Raw genomic sequence first — 16,397 nt, forward strand, 5'->3', positions numbered from 1 at the left:
TTGGCTGCAATCACTTTTTCTACATCGCCTTTTGAATATGTCCTCTGCTGCTCTAGCCCCCCGCAAGGCGCGTAGTGCCAAGCGAGTGTTGCCCGGTTTCGGGTTGACGCTGGGCTACACCATTTTTTATCTGAGCATCATCGTGCTTATCCCGCTGGTAGCCCTGCTGTTCAAAAGCTTCTCATTGACCTGGGAACAGTTCTGGACTGCGGTATCGGCGCCGGCCGTGGTCGCTTCCTACGAGCTGTCCTTCACCATGTCCTTTATCGCGGCCTGCGTGAACGTGGTGTTCGGCATGCTGATCGCCTGGGTGCTGGTGCGCTACCAGTTCCCCGGCAAGAAGGTGGTGGATGCGCTGGTCGATCTGCCGTTTGCGCTGCCTACGGCCGTGGCCGGTATCTCGCTGTCGGCGCTGTATGCGGGCAATGGCTGGATCGGACAGTACTTCGAGTCGCTGGGCATTCAGATGGCCTACAACCCAAAGGGCATCGCCATTGCACTGATTTTCATCGGTCTGCCTTTTGTGGTGCGTACCGTTCAGCCGGTGCTTGAAGACTTCGAGAAGGAGCTGGAAGAGGCGGCAACCAGCCTGGGCGCATCGCGCTGGCAGATTTTCTACAAGGTCATACTGCCGCATATCGGTCCGGCGCTGCTGACCGGCTTTGCCATGGCTTTTGCGCGCGCCGTGGGTGAATATGGCTCGGTGATCTTCATTGCCGGCAACATTCCCATGGTCTCGGAAATCACTCCGCTGATCATCATGGCCAAGCTGGATCAACACGATGTGGCTGGTGCCACGGCCGTGGCCGTGGTGATGTTGCTGATCTCTTTTGTATTGCTGCTGCTGATCAACGCACTGCAGGCATGGCAGCGCAAGGCGCAGGGAGGCCGCTGATGTCTTCGATTCACGCAGCGATTCAGGCGCTGTTTCCCAATCTGCTGCCCATCTGGGCGCATCTTTTCACCATCGTCGCCATTGCTCTGCTGGTCCTGGTCGTGCTCTACAAGATCACGGCCCCGCCCAAGAGCGCCAAGCTGGAGAAGATGACCACGACCGAGCCACGCTGGGTGCGCTGGGTTCTGACCACAGTGGCTCTGCTTTTCATGCTGATCTTCCTGATCCTGCCACTGCTGTCCGTTTTTGGCGAAGCATTGCGCAAGGGTTGGGATGTCTATGTCACGTCGCTGGGCGAGCCTGATGCGATCTCGTCCATCAAGCTCACGTTGATCACGGCGCTGATTGCCGTGCCCCTGAATCTGGTCTTCGGTGTGGCCGCAGCCTGGTGCATCGCCAAGTACGAGTTCAAGGGCAAGGCCTTTTTGACCACCTTGATCGATCTGCCATTCTCCATCTCGCCCGTGGTTGCCGGTCTGATGTACGTGCTGGTGTTTGGTGCCAATGGCTGGCTGGGCCCTTGGCTGGCCGAGCACAACATCCAGATCATCTTTGCCGTGCCCGGCATCGTGCTGGCCACCGTGTTCGTGACCTTTCCCTTCATCGCCCGTGAACTGATCCCGCTGATGCAGGCCCAGGGCAGCGACGAAGAGCAGGCCGCCATCGTGCTTGGCGCTTCGGGCTGGCAGACTTTCTGGAATGTCACCCTGCCCAATATCAAATGGGGTCTGGTCTATGGCGTGATTCTGTGCAACGCCCGTGCCATGGGCGAGTTCGGTGCCGTGTCCGTTGTCTCCGGCCATATCCGGGGCCAGACCAACACCATGCCGCTGCATGTGGAAGTGCTGTATGCCGACTATCAGGCGGCAGCCGCCTTTGCCGTGGCATCGCTGCTGGCGCTGCTGGCGCTGGTGACACTGGTGATCAAGTCCCTCGCCGAATGGCGTGCCGAGCAGCAGGCCAGGGCCGCTGCCGAAGCACCGCCCGAGCGCCCAGGCCAGATCAGCCTCGCAACGAACAAAACCGCCAAGGCAGCCTGAGCTGCCCGGATCAGAACAAGAGATTCATCATGAGTATCGAAATTCGTAATGTCAGCAAGCAGTTCGGCGATTTTCAGGCCCTGCGCGATGTGAGTCTGGATATCAAATCGGGCGAGCTGATCGCCTTGCTCGGCCCATCGGGTTGCGGCAAGACCACTCTGCTGCGCATCATCGCGGGTCTGGAGACTGCCGACGTGGGCAGCATCCACTTCAGTGGAGAAGACACGACCGATGTGCATGTGCGCGATCGCAACGTGGGCTTTGTGTTCCAGCACTATGCGCTGTTCCGCCACATGACCGTGTTCGAGAACGTGGCTTTCGGCCTGCGCGTCAAGCCGCGCAAGGAGCGCCCCAGCGAGGCAGTGATCAAGGAAAAGGTCATGAAGCTGCTCAAGCTGGTGCAGCTGGACTGGATTGCCGAGCGCTATCCATCGCAACTCTCGGGCGGCCAGCGTCAGCGTATCGCGCTGGCCCGTGCCCTGGCTGTCGAGCCCAAGGTGCTGCTGCTTGACGAGCCCTTTGGTGCCCTGGATGCCAAGGTGCGCAAGGAGCTGCGACGCTGGCTGCGCCAGTTGCACGACGAGTTGCATGTGACCTCCATCTTCGTGACCCACGACCAGGAGGAAGCCCTGGAAGTGGCGGATCGCGTGGTGGTCATCAATCAGGGCAAGATCGAACAGGAAGGCACGCCCCAGCAAGTCTGGGATAACCCCGCCACTCCGTTTGTCTATGGCTTCCTGGGCGATGTGAACCTGTTCAAGGGCCGCGCCAGCGATGGCCGGGTCTATCTGGACGAAGGCATGCAGCTGGACAGCAGCGATGCGCGCGGTGCCCAGGACAGCCAGGCTTTTGCCTATGTGCGACCCCATGATCTGGAAGTGGAGCGCTATTCCCCGGGCCAGAACCTCGACGCCCAGGGGCGCCCCACAGGCATCGTGGCTCAGCTTTCGCGCGCCATTGTGGTCGGCCCCATTGCAAGGCTGGAACTTATTCCCTCCGAGACCACACCAAATGCCAGCCATGCCGGGGAAGACGGGTTGATTGAAGCCCAGATTCCCGCACAGCAGTTCAAGGACATGGGTCTGCGCGAAGGTGAAACCCTGGTGGTGACGCCGCGCCGGGCCAAGGTGTTCCTGGATGAGGCGGCTGGGATTTGATACCCCCTGAGGCGCTATGCGCCTTACCCCTGCCTCTCAGGCGGGAGTCTCAGAGTCGCCGAGAGGCGGCTCTGGCTTGCAGTCTCCTGCGAAGGAGTCGTGCAGGCATCAGAGGGCGTTATCCTTGGTGCTGGCATGATTCAGAAATTTCGCAGAAAGAATATTGATGCTTCAATGGTTTGAAACCGCGCCGCGGCGCATCCTGGCGCTGATCAGCGTCGCCTGTGTGGCCATGCTGGCGCTTGGCCTTTACTTGCAGCATGTGGTGGGTCTGGAGCCTTGCCCCATGTGCATCGTACAGCGCTATGCACTGATTTTGGTAGCTATCTTCACAGGGCTGGCAAGCTTTAGAGACCAAAAAGGCTGGTGGATGAGCTTTGGCATTCTGGCCCTGTTGGCCAGCGGTTTCGGTGCATTTGTGGCGGCACGCCAAAGCTGGCTACAGTGGTATCCACCCGAGTTTGCGACCTGCGGCCGTGACTTCTACGGCATGATCGAGCACTATTCCTTCAGCCGCTCCATTCCCATGATCTTCCAGGGCTCGGGCGACTGTGCGGCCATTGACTGGACTTTGCTTGGCGGCTCCATTGCCAACTGGTCGTTTGTCTGCTTCGTGGCGTTTTTCGTGATTCTGGCCATGCTGTTGATCAAGGGCGTAAAGCGCTGAATCCCGGCGACATCCAAACTATGAAGCCCCGGCAAGCGTAAGCTGCCGGGGCTTTTTCATGGCTTGGAAACACTGGCCGTAGCTGTCACTCCAGCAGCTGCAGCCATGGTTTCACCATTAGAGGCTTTCCACGCTCTCGCCCACAAAGGTCGGCCCCTTGCTGCCGGGCAACCAGCCTGGATAGGTTTCCATGACTTCGGCAAACAGGGCCGAGTCAATCCAGCGCTGCAGCCAATGCTGCAGATGAGGCCAGGGCTGCTCGTTCCACTGCGCTTCGTCGATGCGCGCGTACTGGCGCACAAAGGGGCGCAGTGCCATATCGGCCAGACTGGGGTTCAGACCGAACAGATAGCCGGTTTCCTCGAGCTGATCGTTCAGTGCCGACAACCAGGTCAGCGCGTCGGCCTGGGCCTGGTTCACGGCCTCGGCATCGTGGCGCTCGGGGTATTTGCAGCGATCAAGAGCCTGTTTGAAAAAGCCGTCGTTGCGCTCGATCAGAGCCAGCATGTCCTCCAGGCTGCCATGCGTGGGTTGCAGCCAGCCATCGGGGTCGTTGCCGTGCAGCGCATGCAGCATCACCTCCAGGCTCTGATCAATGACTTTTCCGTCCTGCAGCACCAGCACGGGCACCGTGCCCTTGGGCGATGCGTCGAGCAGTGCCTGTGGCTTGTTGCGCAGATTGATTTCACGCAGTTCGCAAGCCAGGCCCGCATGGGCCAGCGCCAGACGGGCTCGAATGGCATAGGGGCAGCGACGGAAGGAGTACAGGACGGGCAGGGTGGCGGCGGCAGTCAAGGCAGGTATCTGATGAGATGAATGAAACCAAAGCGCCATGGCGCTTGCTGGGCGTGTACTGTACCTCTTGCCCTGAAGCCATGCAGACCTGTGCGGCTTAGATGTTTTGGAGTACTCACGGATTGATAGCTTGAAACGATTGGAGTGAAACGGTTTTAGCCATTAAAGAGCGCTGGTTTCAGTCAGTTTGCAACTGGGTCATCAGCCATTGTCTGAAGGTTTGCAAGGCGGCGCTGGCCTGACGCGATTTGAGATAGGTCAGCCAGTAGGCGCCGGTGTCGACCTCATGGGCAAAAGGGCGCACCAGCCGGCCCTGTTGCAGCATGTGCTCGAACATGCGTGCGGGCAGCAGGGCAATGCCTGCGCCCTGAGCGGCGGCCTCGGCCAGCGTTAGCGAAGAGTCGAACATGGCTCCGCGCGCCAGCGGGGCTGCCTGGTCAAGGCCGGCAAACCAGCCTTCCCATTCCTGGGTGCGATAGGAGCGCAGCAAGGTTTGCCGGGCCAGGTCGGCAGGCTCGCGCAGCTGTTGTGCCAGCATGGGGGTGCACATGGGCGAGAGCGGTGCGCGCAGCAGCATCTGCGCGTGCGTGCCATGCCAGGCACCGTCGCCAAAGCGCACGGCGGCGTCCAGCCCTTCGCCGGCCAGATCCACGCGATTGTTATTGGTCAGCAGCCGAAGATCTATATAGGGGTGCAATTGCTGGAACTGGCTCAGCCTGGGGATCAGCCAGCCTATGGCAAAAGTGCCGACCACGCCCACGGTCAGAATTTCGCGTGGTCGTGGTTCTGCCACCTGCTGCAGCGATTGCTCTATGCGCTCAAAGCTCTGTGCCACCACGGGCCACAAGGCCTGGCCTTCGTCGGTCAGGGCCAGGCCGCGCGGCAGGCGGCGAAACAAAGGCTTGCCAAGGCGCTCTTCGAGATTACGGATGTGCTGGCTGACGGCGGCCTGCGTCACATGCAGCTCCTGCGCGGCGCGAGTCAGGCTCTGGTGACGGGCGGCCGCATCAAACATGCGCAAGGCGTTCAGTGGTAGCTGCATATCTCAATCAAGATAAAAGTTTTTCTAATGGATGGTGTCAATTATTACTGCTGGTTCATACGAATCTACCGATTTATGCTTCAAACCATGACAGTTAACCAAAAGAGGATCTTATGCAGCGACGCAGCATGCTGACAACAGGACTGGCCTTGGGGCTGGGGGCCTGGGGACTGAGCGGCTGTGCTTTTATCTCCAAGCAGCAAGCCGCAGCAGCGAGAACATTGAGCGACGAGTTGGCGGCGTTGGAGATTCAGGCCCAGGGCCGATTCGGCCTGTATGTGCTGGATACCGTCAGTGGCGCCGAGGCGGGCTGGCGCGGCGATGAGCGCTTTCCCATGTGCAGTACCTTCAAGACCTTGTTGGCTGCACGCATGCTGTATCTGGCACAGCGAGATGAAATTCGTCTGTGGCGCAAGCTCTATTACTCTCCTTCCGAAGTCGTGGCCTGGTCGCCGATATCCGAAAAGCGCGCGGGTGCCAATGGCGGCATGACGGTGCAGGAACTGTGTGAAGCGATGGTGCTTGTCAGCGACAACACGGCGGCCAATGTGCTGCTGGAGGCCAGCGGCGGGCCGGCGGCGCTGACGCAATGGCTGCGCGAACTGGGGGACGGCATCACCCGGCTGGACCGCAACGAGCCTTCGCTGAACACTGCGCTGCCCGGCGATGAACGCGACACAACGACGCCGCAAGCCATGGTGCAAAGCCTGCAGAAACTGCTGCTGGGCGATGTGCTGGAGGGCTATGCCCGCGCCTTGTTGCAGCAGTGGCTGGTGGACAGCCGTACCGGTGACAAGCGCGTGCGCGCCGGCATGCCCGGCGACTGGACAGTGGGCGGCAAGACAGGCAGCGGAGAGAGGGGCACGGCTTGCGACACTCTCATCGTCTGGCCTACCGCACAATCTGCGCCGCTGCTGGTGACGGCGTATCTGACCGGCAGCCCGCTCGATGGGGCGGGGCGAGAAGCCGTGTTGGCCAGGGCTGGCGAAGCGATCAAACGCTGGTATTACACGATCTGAACCAGCGGCGGTCATTTCGATCGTGGGCAAGGATCTTGCATGCCTGCAGGCTTGGGGGAAGCTCTGTTACAGAAGCCTGACCATCCACTCGATTGCAGCCCGCAGGATGCTCTGTGGGCTTGCCTTTCAGGCTTGAGGTTTGCTGCCAGGCAGGGTAGGGGGCTGACCAATCACAAGTCCTGTCCGAGCCTTGCGCTTGAACTTGGGTGGGCCCGGCAGCAGTTGTTGCGCCTGAATGGCTGATCGCAGGAGATGACCCGGGGCGGAGCTCACCCAGTCGCGCCAGCGTTGCAGACGCACGTTCAAAGTTTGTCGCGACGCCGGCTCTGCATTGATGCGAAGAGGCGTCGAGATCTGTCATTTAATGAGATTGATTCTCATTTTCTGATAGAGTCTGCGCTTTCCCGCTCCGTAGCTGCATGTTTTGCGGCCGATTCCAGAGCCTGGGCGGCATGCCTCGCAAGAGGTCGAGGTGTACCCGTGGTTGCGCACTATTACGCAGAACTCGTCAGTTTCTTTGCTCGCTCGCTCAATAGCCGGGATGCGGCTGCAGATGTCGTGCAGGAAAGCTATGCCCGCGTCTTTGCCATGCAGTCGCGAGAGCTTGCGGTACGGGATTTGCGAGCACTGCTGTTTCGTACCGGCAAGAATATTGTGATCGACGATGCACGCCGCCGCGCTGCAGAAGCACGCATGCTGGAAACTCTGGCGGTAGTGGGGGCCGATGAGGTGCCCTCGGCCGAGCGTCAGGTGCAAGGGCGACAGCAACTGGTCTTGCTGTCACGGCGCCTGCAAGCCATGCCGCGCAAGCGTCGCGAGGTGTTTGTGCTGGTGCGCATCTATGGCTTCAGCCATGCCGAGGCAGCAGCGCATATGAGTATCAGCGAAGCCGCCATCGAAAAACATGTGGTGCGTGCCGTCTGCGATTGCATGGGGCTCAAGTCATGAAGGCCGAGATGCCCGAGCGCAAACGGCTGGAATACGCCTTGTTGCTGATTGCTCGCCAGCATGGCGCAAGTACCGAAGCAGCGCAGGTAGCGGTAGAGACGCTGGAACGCTGGCGTGCCAGTGAGCCCGCGAATGAGCTGGCGGCCCAGGCTGCCATGGCGGGCTGGGCGCAGACCGATGGCACTGCTTTGCAAGGCGATATGCCCATGCCCGCCACCCAGTCGGCGCGTGCGCAGCAGACGCGCCGGCGTGCGCTTTCCGTGCTGGGAGTCGCTGGTGTGGCGGGCCTGGCCGGCATGCTTGGCCGCTGGCACTGGCTGCAGCCAACGGAGCAGATCGCGCTGCATACAGGCCATGGACAGCAATTGAGCCGTCATCTGGCCGATGGCAGCCAGCTCGATCTGGCGCCTGGCACCGATGCCTTGGTGGTGCTCTACCGTCAGCGTCGCGAGATCCATCTGCGCCAGGGCGAAATCCGGCTCGACGTGGCCCATGATGCACAGAGGCCGCTGGAGGTCCACACGGCCCTGGGCCGGGTGCGTGTACTGGGTACGGTTTTTTCTGTGGCCCTTAGGCCTACCGGCCTGCAGGTCAGCGTCGCCCAGGGCCGTGTGGCCGTGTGGCAGCAAGCCCGCATGACGGATCAGAATCCCGATGCCATGCTGGGCGCCGGCCAAGGCCTGCGCATCTATGCAGGCGGCGAGCTCGCGCACTACTCGCTCAATGCTTCGGATGTGGGCGCCTGGCGCGAAGGCTGGCTGGTGTTCGACCGCACGCCACTGACCGAAGTCGTGGCGCGCTGGAGTGACTATCTGGCCCAGCCGATGCTGCTGGACGATGGGGCTTCTTTGCAATCCCTGCGATTGACCGGCAGCTTCAAGCTGCGCGAGCCTGCCATCTTCATTGCCAGCCTGTCGCGCTCCCTGCCGGTGCGCGTGGAGCAACTGGCCGATGGCCGCACCATCATCCGTCGGCGCTGACGGCCGGCAAGGCCGGATGAAAATTTTTGTCCGGTACAAACCGTTTCATGCGTCTTCACTGTGAAAGCACTTTGACAAGCAGTTCACAGGACGTATTTGATGAAAAGAAATCACTCTCATTTTTCTTCTAACCAAGGGAAGGGTTTGGCTGCGGGTTCGCATGGTGGCAGTCTGCGCAGCGTGGCTCTGGCCAGTGCCTTGGCTTGTCTGAGCTGGTCGGGCCTGGCGGTGTTGCCGACGGCTCATGCCCAGAGCGCCAGCAGCCAGACAGCCATGTCCACATCGCGCAGCCTGAGCTTGCCTGCGCAGCCCCTGGGACAGGCATTGAATGCACTGGCCCGCACCTGGGGGGTGTCGGTCTCGGTTGACGCTGCATTGGTGGAAGGCCGCACGGCGCCGGCGCTGCAAGGCGTTCATACCTTGAACGAGGCGTTGGGCAAGGCACTGACTGGGAGCGGGCTGGAAGCGGTACCTGCCGGGTCGGCCATCACCGTGCGCCGCCACAGCAACCAGACCGGCATGCTGGGCGAGGTGACGGTGACGGCCCAGGCTGAACGCGAAGCCACGGAAGGCAGCGGCTCGTATGCCGCCTCATACGTGTCCCTGGGCAAAGGGCAGGACATCCGCGAGACACCACAGTCGATCTCGGTGGTGACGCGCCAGCGCATTGAAGATCAGGCCATGAGCAATGTGGGGGAGGTGATGCAGCAGACCACCGGCGTGACGGTGGACTATGGCGGCGCGGGTGGACTGGGCGGTGCGGCCACCAAGTTTCTGTCGCGCGGCTTCGAGATCAGCAATGTGCAGATCGACGGTGCCAGTGTGGACGCGTTCAGCCAGCAGCTGTTCGACCCCAATCTGGCCATGTATGACAGTGTGCAGGTGGTGCGCGGCGCCAACGGTCTGTTCAGCGGTAATGGGGAGCCTGGCGGTGCCATCAATCTGGTGCGCAAGCGTCCCACGGCGCAAAAGCAGATTCTGGGCTCGGTGGGCGTCGGCAGCTGGAGTCGCAAACAGGCCGAGCTGGATGTTGCGGGCCCGTTGAATGAAGCAGGGAGCCTGCGAGGTCGTGCCGTGCTCGCGCATTCGGACAAGAACTTTTTCTATCGCGGAGCGGATTCGCAAAACAGCTTGCTCTACGGCATTCTGGAGGCCGATGTGACCAGCTCCACGCGTGTGAGCCTGGGAGCCAGCTACGACAAGCTCAAGGCCACTCCCTGGCGCGAAGGCCTGCCGCGTGCCGCCAATGGCGACGATCTGAAGCTGTCTCGCAAAACCGCGCTGATGGCGGGCTGGAGCCACTACGACAAGAGCGCCAAGGAGATTTTTGCGCAACTCGACCAGCAACTGGCGGGGGACTGGAAGCTCAAGGCTCAAGTCAATTATCAGAAGGTGGACAGCGATTCACGGCTGGCGAGCCTCAGCGGAGCCGTTGACCCTGCAACAGGTCTTGGCGCCAACTGGACCGGCTTTTCCAACGACTTTCGTTCGGAGAAAAAAAGCCTGGATGTGCATGCCAGCGGCCCGTTCTCGCTGTTCGGCCGCAAGCACCGCTTGCTGCTCGGCGCGGACTGGAGCAAGGTCCGTGACGATCAGGACACCTATTACTCCGAGATGGATACGCCACTGTCTCTGACCAATGTCTATGAGTTCGATCCCGGCCGAATTCCCTCGGCAGTAAGCGAGCGCAAGACACGCAGCTATCCCGGCTACGGCGCCACGCAAAAAGGCTTTTATGGTCGTGCCAACCTGAGCCTGACGGATCAGCTCACTGCCATTGTCGGAGGACGTTATGCCAGCTACTCCTACGACACGCCATACATCAACTACAACGCCGATGGCAGTGTTCGGGCGAGCGGTCGCGAGTACTACAGCGAAAGCGGTATCTTCACCCCCTATGCAGGCCTGGTCTACGACCTGGGCAAGCAGTGGACAGCCTATGGCAGCGTGACCGAGATCCACAAATCGCAGGCCAATATGCTGGCCGGGCCGGCACCGGGGGCCGCGCTGGACCCGATCAAAGGCCGCAGCTTCGAGCTGGGCATGAAGGGGGAACTCGCCGATGGCAAGCTCAATACAGCGCTGGCTCTTTACCGTATCGAGCGCAAGGGGCAGGCGGTGCGTGATCCGCGTTATCCGGAAACGGATGTGGGGAATCTGGGCCTGAGCTGCTGCTATGTCGCGCAGGGCAAGATCATCAGCCAGGGGCTGGACATGGAAGTGACCGGTCAGCTGGCGCAGGGCTGGCAGCTGTTTGCCGGCTATACCTACAACCACAATCGCAACAAGACCGACCCGTCGCAACTGGTCTACAGCTCCATCACACCCAAGCACCTGTTCAAGCTGTGGAGCACGTATCAGTTGCAGGGTCAGCTCTCGCCATGGACGGTGGGCGGTGGCGTAACGCTGCAAAGCGCCACCTATGTCAGCGGCACGGCCAACAGCTACAACCCGGCATCGGGCCAATACGATGGCAATGCCGTTCCCTTCCGCTTCACCCAGGCCGGCTACGCCGTCTGGGGTGCCAGCGTGCAGTACCGCATCAATCGCAACTGGTCGGCTGCACTCAATGTGCACAATCTGTTCGACAAGACTTACTACAAGACGGTTGGGACCTCGGGCAGCGGCAACTGGTATGGCGAGCCGCGTAGCGTGCTGCTGACCTTGCGTGGCGCGTTCTGAGCGGGCTGACATGAGCGGCAAGCCAGCATCTCAGCCCGGACTTCGCCAGACCATGTCATGGCTGCACACCTGGTGCGGCCTGGTGTGCGGCTGGCTGCTCTGCGCCATTTTTCTGACGGGCTCGATCAGTGTGTTCCGTGAGCCCATCACGCGATGGATGCAGGGGTTGCCACTGGAGGGCAGCGGCCAGCAGCCGCTTTCTCCGCAAGAGCGTCTGCAGGCCTTGCGGCTGGCCGAGCAGCACCTGAGCAAGACGGCGCCGGATGCCAGTATCTGGCGCATCGGTCTGCCGCTGCACGCAGGCGATGGGGTCAAGGTATTCGCGCGTACCCTGGACGGCGATCAGCAGGCCAGCCTGCATGCACAGACGGGCGAAGCCTTGCCCGAACCCGCCACGCGCGAGACCGAAGGCGGCCGGCATTTCATGTCCTTTCACTATTCCTTGCAGGGCGGTATCGCTGGCTTCTGGGTGGTGGGACTGGTGTCGATGTGCATGATGGTGGCGCTGGTCTCCGGCGTGATTGTGCACCGGCGCATTTTTCAGGACTTCTTTACCTTCCGGCCCGGCAAGGGCCAGCGCTCCTGGCTGGATGCTCACAATGCATCGGCCGTGCTCACGCTGCCGTTTCTGTTCATGATCGTCTACACAGGACTCGCGCATTTCTACACCAGCTATATGCCTTGGCCGCTGCAATCGCTGTATGGGCAGGACCGTTCGGCCTACAGCCGCTACGAGTCCGAGTTGAATGCCAGACCCGAGGCGAATACGCTCTCGAATGTGCCTGCCATTGCAGCTGTGGACCTTGTCAGCCTTGCGCAGCAGGCCCAGTCCCTGCTGACGGAGCCCGTTGTGGGCGTGGTGGTGCAGCGACCTGAGGGGGCGCCGGCCACGATACGCTTCACGGAAGGCAAGCCGGATACGGCAGTGACGCGCCGCCTGGTCAACGCCGCGCGTGCCGTGACCTTCGATGCCGTCAGCGGCCAGGTGTTGCTGCCACCTGCAAATCCCCTGTCCCGCAATCTGGCGACCGACACCTATCCCGTCATCAGCGCGCTGCATCTGGTCACCTTTGGTGGCTGGACGATGAAGTGGCTGTATTTTGTTCTGGGTCTGATCGGCACCGCGATGATTGCCAGCGGATCGATCTTGTTTGCAGTCAAGCGTCGTGCAAAAAGCGGTCATGAATGGGGTGTGGCCACGCATTTCATGTACCGCTGTATCGATGGGCTCAATGTGGCTGCATTGGCAGGCTCGGCGCTGGCGTCCATTGCCTATCTGTATGGCAATCGTCTGCTGCCCCTGGTGCTGGAGGCGCGTTCCAGCTGGGAAATCCGCGTGTTCTTTGCGGTCTGGGCTCTGAGCCTGCTGCATGCGCTGCTGCGCACGGCGCGCCAGGCCTGGTGCGAACAGCTATGGATGCTGGCCTTGCTGTGTCTGGGCTTGCCGCTGCTCAATGTCATGACTACAGGCCAGCACCTGCTGCTGTACCTGGCGCAGGGCGATGGTCAGCGGGCAGGGCTGGAGCTGACCTGCATGGCGCTGGGCCTGCTGGTGGCCTGGGGGGCATGGCGGCATGAAAAGTCGCGGCGTAGCAAGACCATGGCGCAGCCGCGTGCGGGCCGTGACGCGGTCACGGGAGGTCTCACATGAAAGCGGCGGCAATGACCCAGGCACAGACAAGGCGCTATCGCTGGGCCGTACTGCTGCGCGTGCTGATGGCCACGCTGGGCGGCTATGCGCTCACGGCGCTGGCCTGCGCCGTGATGGCCCATGTGCTTGTGGCCGTGGGCGCTATGCAGCGTGCACCTGCCGTGCTGCTTTCCACCTTGCTCAGCTTTTTGCTCTACACCGCAGTGGCGCTCTGGGCCTTCCATGTGCGCAGCCTGCTGCGCGTGATGGCATGGATGGCGGGCTCGGCAGTCTTGTTGATAGCTGCGCTGCAGGCGCTGAAAGGTGTGGCATGAGCCTGTGGCAGGTGATGGCCTGCGCCCTGGCGCTGTGCTTGGCAGGCATGCTGGTGCTGAGCCAGGTCATGGACAGGCATTGCGATCAGCTTGTATCGCGTGGCGAGCCCGGGCCGGCGCTGCGGGTCGTGCTGCGCCTGGCGGGGGCGGCGCTGATGCTGCTCGCACTGTGGCTGTGCATGGGCTTGTGGGGTGCTGCGGTGGGAACCATCGTCTGGCTGGGCTGCCTCAGTGTGGCCGCGCTGGCACTCACATGGCTGCTCGCCTATGTGCCTGGGCCCGGTGCAGTGCTGGTGGCCATGGGAGGTCTGGTCGCCTTGGCCGGGACGCTTTGGGTGGCATTCACGGGATGAGTTAGACGGCATGACCGCATGGGCATTCCCTCGGGCTTTAGCCGGGCGATTCGCAATAGATGTGCGAATCGGGCGGTCGTTGTAAAAACCTGTGTGGGCAATCGTTGTGGCTATTGCCGATCTGGCAAGCCCTTGGGCGGGCGCAGAATGTGGGTCTTCGCCCATTTTTGCAGCCGCCCCGAAACGATTGCCCGCCCATGCAGCAAGAGCCAGATTTCTTCCACAACCTCAATGAAGAGATGCGCGATGGAAAGCGCTGGCTGGAGCGGACGGTGGTGCTGGCCTATGCCGCGGCAGCGGGGCTGAGCGTGGTGGCTTTCACGCTGCTGGCCGAGGCGGCTTTCGGCTTTTTCGAGAGCATCTACCACGGCGTCCACGGCTGGCTGGTGTTGATCTGGATGCCGGCCATCACGGCGGCAGCGGTCTGGGCCACGCGCAAATGGGCTCCGGGTGCCAGCGGCTCGGGCATCCCGCAGGTGATTGCCACGCTTGAGCCATCGGTCGATGCCAGTCTGCGCAAGCGCTTTGTGTCGCTGTGGCTGTCGTTTGCCAAGATCGTGCTGTCCAGCGCGGGATTTCTCGCTGGGCTGTCGATAGGGCGCGAAGGGCCGTCGGTGCAGGTGGCTGCCGGTGTCATGCATTCGGCGCGGCGCTGGCTGGGCCCCAAGTCCGTCATCAACACCCATGCCTTGCTGGTGGCCGGTGGGGCGGCAGGTATTGCAGCAGCCTTCAACGCCCCGCTGGCGGGCGTGGTGTTTGCCATCGAGGAGCTCTCGCGCAAGCTGGAGTCGCGCTCCAGCGGACTCATCATCGCGGCCATTGTGCTGGCCGGTCTGATGGGGGTCTCGGTCTTCGGCAATCTGAGCTATTTTGGCCGCATCCGCGTGGCCGAACTCGGCTGGCGTGACCTGCTGCCTTGTCTTGCCGTGGCGCTGACCTGCGGCGTGCTGGGCGGCCTGTTCGCCAAGCTCATGACCCACTCGCTGACTTCATCCACGGAGCGCCTCAACAAGCTCAGGTCACGCTTTCCGATCCGCTTTGCGGCAGTGCTGGCCCTGCTGATTGCCGTCATCGGCGTGGTCACCGGCGGCGCCACCTTTGGTGCGGGCTCTGAAGCCGTCAAGCATATGCTGCAGGGCGAGGCCGATGTGCCCGAGTTCTATGTCACGCTCAAATTCATCGCTACCTGGCTATCGGCCTGGGTGGGCGTACCCGGCGGTATCTTTGCGCCCTCGCTGTCGATTGGTGCAGGCGTGGGGAATAACGTTGCATCGATTGTTGGAACTACGGATATAGCGCCTGCATTGATAGCGATGGGCATGGCGGCCTTTCTGGCGGCAGTCACCCAGGCGCCGCTGACGGCCTTCATCATCGTCATGGAGATGGTGGACGGCCACTCACTGGTGCTGAGCCTCATGGCATCGGCCATGATCGCCAGCATGATCTCGCGCATGATTGCGCGGCCGCTGTATGAGTCGCTGGCCTTGCACATGCTCCAGATGGCAAGGGCCTCTTTGCCCAAGGTGCCGGAGCCTGAAACCGCTGCGGCTCCGGCGGAGTCCACACAGCCTGTGGCGCGGGACGAGTCTTCCGAGCCTGATGCACTGCAAAAGTCGCGTCAAGGCTAGGCTGTCGGTTGAATCCATCAGCAGCGTCTACGCGGAATTGAACTAGCTTGGGCCAACGGTGCTTATGCTCGGGTGAAATCAGTAGTTCAGGTGATTCTGGACGTGAGGCGCAGTCGGTGAGTCAGGCCTACAGGCATGTGATATCCAAAGAGCGAGAAGTGGGGCGACCTCGCCATTGGTGAGGTATGTGACGTCTACGACTGAGGCCACTTGCAGCACCGATCTGGCCTATCGTTCCAGTCGGTCATCTTTTTCGACTTCCGAAGCCAAGCGTTAAGCAAGCGTCCTGGATACGACTGCCGCTGGCCATCGCGGTTGGAACATGAGCGTCACAAGTGTCAGGTCCATGGGCTTGAACAGTCCGGGCAGCCAGGAGTACGCCTGTGGTATCAAGTGCGACCCGGTTTTCAGGTGTTAGGCTTGTTTGTGCACCATCACATGCATGGCTCGTTCGCCCTGCCTCACTTCGGCGACCTCATAGCCCAGAGCGCGCATGTCCAAGCCTTGCCAGAGGTTTTCGCCGGACCCCATCAACAGAGGACGTATAGCGAGGTGAATCTCATCGACCAGTCGCGCCTGCAGGAACTGTCGCACGGTGGCTACGCCGCCGCCAATGCGAATATCGCGATCACCTGCGGCTGTCTTGGCTTGCGCCAGCGCCGATGCAATGCCATCCGTGACGAAGTGAAAATCAGTGCCTCCCTGCATGCGCAGCGAGGGCCGCGCGTGGTGGGTCAGGACAAATGCGGGCACGTGATAGGGCGGCTCATCGCCCCACCAGCCCTGCCAGCTTTCGTCGGGCCAATGGCCGCGTATAGGTCCGAACATATTGCGCCCCAGAATCCACGCGCCGATGTTCTCGAAGGAGCGTTCGGCCATCTGATTGTCGACACCTGTTTCGCCGATCTGAGACCCCCCATGCATGCGCTGAAAGACTTGGGTGTGGAAGAACCACTCAAGGATCTCAGGTCCACCGACGCCGAGCGGGTTCTGCAAATCCTGGTTGGGTCCGGCGGAGTAACCGTCCAGCGAGATGCCGAAGCAGAGGACTTTGACTTTCATGACGGAACACCTTTCAGGTTGGAGAGCGATGATCGATTGCCTCGATATCAACGTCTGTACTTAGCGTTTCCACATGCCTCGGTCACCCGTCGCATTGTTGAGCTCAGGGTGTTGGGTCCGAAGTCGCGTCTGACCGCTGCTTTGGGTATCCGCTTGAATGGACG

15 protein-coding genes are annotated in these 16,397 nt (G+C 61.5%); 12 read left to right on the forward strand and 3 right to left on the reverse strand.

From position 1 onward, the window contains the following. Positions 1-37: 37 nt before the first annotated feature. The 4 genes from cysT to EIC84_RS02860 all read left to right on the forward strand — a co-directional run bounded on the left by cysT (position 38) and on the right by EIC84_RS02860 (position 3,759). The gene (gene cysT, locus EIC84_RS02845; RefSeq protein WP_034352054.1) at positions 38-895 is read left to right on the forward strand and encodes a sulfate ABC transporter permease subunit CysT; all 858 of its coding nucleotides are present in this window, start codon (positions 38-40) and stop codon (positions 893-895) included. Next, positions 895-1,935 carry a sulfate ABC transporter permease subunit CysW gene (cysW, locus tag EIC84_RS02850; RefSeq protein WP_003067961.1) on the forward strand — a complete coding sequence of 347 codons (1,041 nt, stop codon included), beginning with the start codon at positions 895-897 and terminating at the stop codon, positions 1,933-1,935. The genes cysT and cysW overlap by 1 nt, the downstream gene beginning before the upstream one ends. Positions 1,936-1,964: 29 nt before the next feature. Beyond that, positions 1,965-3,092, forward strand: coding sequence for a sulfate/molybdate ABC transporter ATP-binding protein (locus EIC84_RS02855; RefSeq protein WP_003055644.1), 1,128 nt, complete (start codon positions 1,965-1,967; stop codon positions 3,090-3,092). 166 nt (positions 3,093-3,258) lie between these two features. Next, positions 3,259-3,759, forward strand: coding sequence for a disulfide bond formation protein B (locus EIC84_RS02860; RefSeq protein WP_003067960.1), 501 nt, complete (start codon positions 3,259-3,261; stop codon positions 3,757-3,759). A gap of 117 nt (positions 3,760-3,876) precedes the next feature. Here EIC84_RS02860 and EIC84_RS02865 read toward each other — a convergent pair whose 3' ends face one another. Both EIC84_RS02865 and EIC84_RS02870 read right to left on the reverse strand, forming a co-directional pair. Continuing rightward, the gene (locus EIC84_RS02865) at positions 3,877-4,593 is read right to left on the reverse strand and encodes a glutathione S-transferase (RefSeq protein ID WP_012838161.1); all 717 of its coding nucleotides are present in this window, start codon (positions 4,591-4,593) and stop codon (positions 3,877-3,879) included. A 139-nt stretch (positions 4,594-4,732) separates the two neighbouring features. Next, positions 4,733-5,596 (reverse strand): LysR family transcriptional regulator, encoded by an 864-nt coding sequence (locus EIC84_RS02870; protein WP_003067957.1) that lies wholly within the window; start codon positions 5,594-5,596, stop codon positions 4,733-4,735. A 113-nt stretch (positions 5,597-5,709) separates the two neighbouring features. On the opposite strand from EIC84_RS02870, the gene bla reads away from it, so the two are divergent. From bla to EIC84_RS02910, 8 genes are all read left to right on the forward strand, one after another. Beyond that, positions 5,710-6,615, forward strand: a complete 906-nt coding sequence (gene bla / locus EIC84_RS02875; protein ID WP_003067956.1) for a class A beta-lactamase — start codon at positions 5,710-5,712, stop codon at positions 6,613-6,615. 480 nt (positions 6,616-7,095) lie between these two features. Further along, a complete protein-coding gene (locus tag EIC84_RS02880) occupies positions 7,096-7,563 on the forward strand; it encodes a sigma-70 family RNA polymerase sigma factor (protein ID WP_003067955.1) in 468 nt (155 codons plus the stop codon). Continuing rightward, positions 7,560-8,543: a FecR family protein gene (locus tag EIC84_RS02885; protein ID WP_003067954.1), complete on the forward strand. Its 984-nt coding sequence runs from the start codon at positions 7,560-7,562 to the stop codon at positions 8,541-8,543. Before EIC84_RS02880 ends, EIC84_RS02885 begins: the two co-directional genes overlap by 4 nt. A 99-nt stretch (positions 8,544-8,642) precedes the next feature. Then, complete coding sequence (locus EIC84_RS02890) at positions 8,643-11,225, forward strand: TonB-dependent siderophore receptor (protein WP_034362774.1); 2,583 nt, start codon at positions 8,643-8,645, stop codon at positions 11,223-11,225. A gap of 10 nt (positions 11,226-11,235) precedes the next feature. Beyond that, the gene (locus tag EIC84_RS02895) at positions 11,236-12,876 is read left to right on the forward strand and encodes a PepSY domain-containing protein (protein ID WP_003067952.1); all 1,641 of its coding nucleotides are present in this window, start codon (positions 11,236-11,238) and stop codon (positions 12,874-12,876) included. Further along, the gene (locus tag EIC84_RS02900) at positions 12,873-13,190 is read left to right on the forward strand and encodes a hypothetical protein (protein WP_167598989.1); all 318 of its coding nucleotides are present in this window, start codon (positions 12,873-12,875) and stop codon (positions 13,188-13,190) included. Before EIC84_RS02895 ends, EIC84_RS02900 begins: the two co-directional genes overlap by 4 nt. Next, a complete protein-coding gene (locus EIC84_RS02905) occupies positions 13,187-13,543 on the forward strand; it encodes a DUF3325 domain-containing protein (RefSeq protein WP_003067950.1) in 357 nt (118 codons plus the stop codon). The genes EIC84_RS02900 and EIC84_RS02905 overlap by 4 nt, the downstream gene beginning before the upstream one ends. Positions 13,544-13,740: 197 nt before the next feature. Continuing rightward, a complete protein-coding gene (locus EIC84_RS02910) occupies positions 13,741-15,171 on the forward strand; it encodes a chloride channel protein (RefSeq protein ID WP_003067949.1) in 1,431 nt (476 codons plus the stop codon). Between the two features lie 414 nt (positions 15,172-15,585). Here the strand turns inward: EIC84_RS02910 and EIC84_RS02915 are convergent, their stop codons facing one another. Continuing rightward, positions 15,586-16,233 (reverse strand): dihydrofolate reductase family protein, encoded by a 648-nt coding sequence (locus EIC84_RS02915; RefSeq protein ID WP_003067947.1) that lies wholly within the window; start codon positions 16,231-16,233, stop codon positions 15,586-15,588. Positions 16,234-16,397 lie beyond the last annotated feature (164 nt).

Origin of the sequence: Comamonas sp. A23 (genome assembly GCF_004522605.1) — a bacterium.
Classification (GTDB): Bacteria; Pseudomonadota; Gammaproteobacteria; order Burkholderiales; family Burkholderiaceae_C; genus Comamonas; species Comamonas thiooxydans.

Bases quoted from the DNA above. Each gene is read 5' to 3' on its own strand.
- cysT (WP_034352054.1), top strand. From the start codon at position 38: ATGTCCTCTGCTGCTCTAGCCCCCCGCAAGGCGCGTAGTGCCAAGCGA.
- cysW (WP_003067961.1), top strand. From the start codon at position 895: ATGTCTTCGATTCACGCAGCGATTCAGGCGCTGTTTCCCAATCTGCTG.
- EIC84_RS02855 (WP_003055644.1), top strand. From the start codon at position 1,965: ATGAGTATCGAAATTCGTAATGTCAGCAAGCAGTTCGGCGATTTTCAG.
- EIC84_RS02860 (WP_003067960.1), top strand. From the start codon at position 3,259: ATGCTTCAATGGTTTGAAACCGCGCCGCGGCGCATCCTGGCGCTGATC.
- EIC84_RS02865 (WP_012838161.1), bottom strand. From the start codon at position 4,593: ATGGCGCTTTGGTTTCATTCATCTCATCAGATACCTGCCTTGACTGCC.
- EIC84_RS02870 (WP_003067957.1), bottom strand. From the start codon at position 5,596: ATGCAGCTACCACTGAACGCCTTGCGCATGTTTGATGCGGCCGCCCGT.
- bla (WP_003067956.1), top strand. From the start codon at position 5,710: ATGCAGCGACGCAGCATGCTGACAACAGGACTGGCCTTGGGGCTGGGG.
- EIC84_RS02885 (WP_003067954.1), top strand. From the start codon at position 7,560: ATGAAGGCCGAGATGCCCGAGCGCAAACGGCTGGAATACGCCTTGTTG.
- EIC84_RS02890 (WP_034362774.1), top strand. From the start codon at position 8,643: ATGAAAAGAAATCACTCTCATTTTTCTTCTAACCAAGGGAAGGGTTTG.
- EIC84_RS02895 (WP_003067952.1), top strand. From the start codon at position 11,236: ATGAGCGGCAAGCCAGCATCTCAGCCCGGACTTCGCCAGACCATGTCA.
- EIC84_RS02900 (WP_167598989.1), top strand. From the start codon at position 12,873: ATGAAAGCGGCGGCAATGACCCAGGCACAGACAAGGCGCTATCGCTGG.
- EIC84_RS02905 (WP_003067950.1), top strand. From the start codon at position 13,187: ATGAGCCTGTGGCAGGTGATGGCCTGCGCCCTGGCGCTGTGCTTGGCA.
- EIC84_RS02910 (WP_003067949.1), top strand. From the start codon at position 13,741: ATGCAGCAAGAGCCAGATTTCTTCCACAACCTCAATGAAGAGATGCGC.
- EIC84_RS02915 (WP_003067947.1), bottom strand. From the start codon at position 16,233: ATGAAAGTCAAAGTCCTCTGCTTCGGCATCTCGCTGGACGGTTACTCC.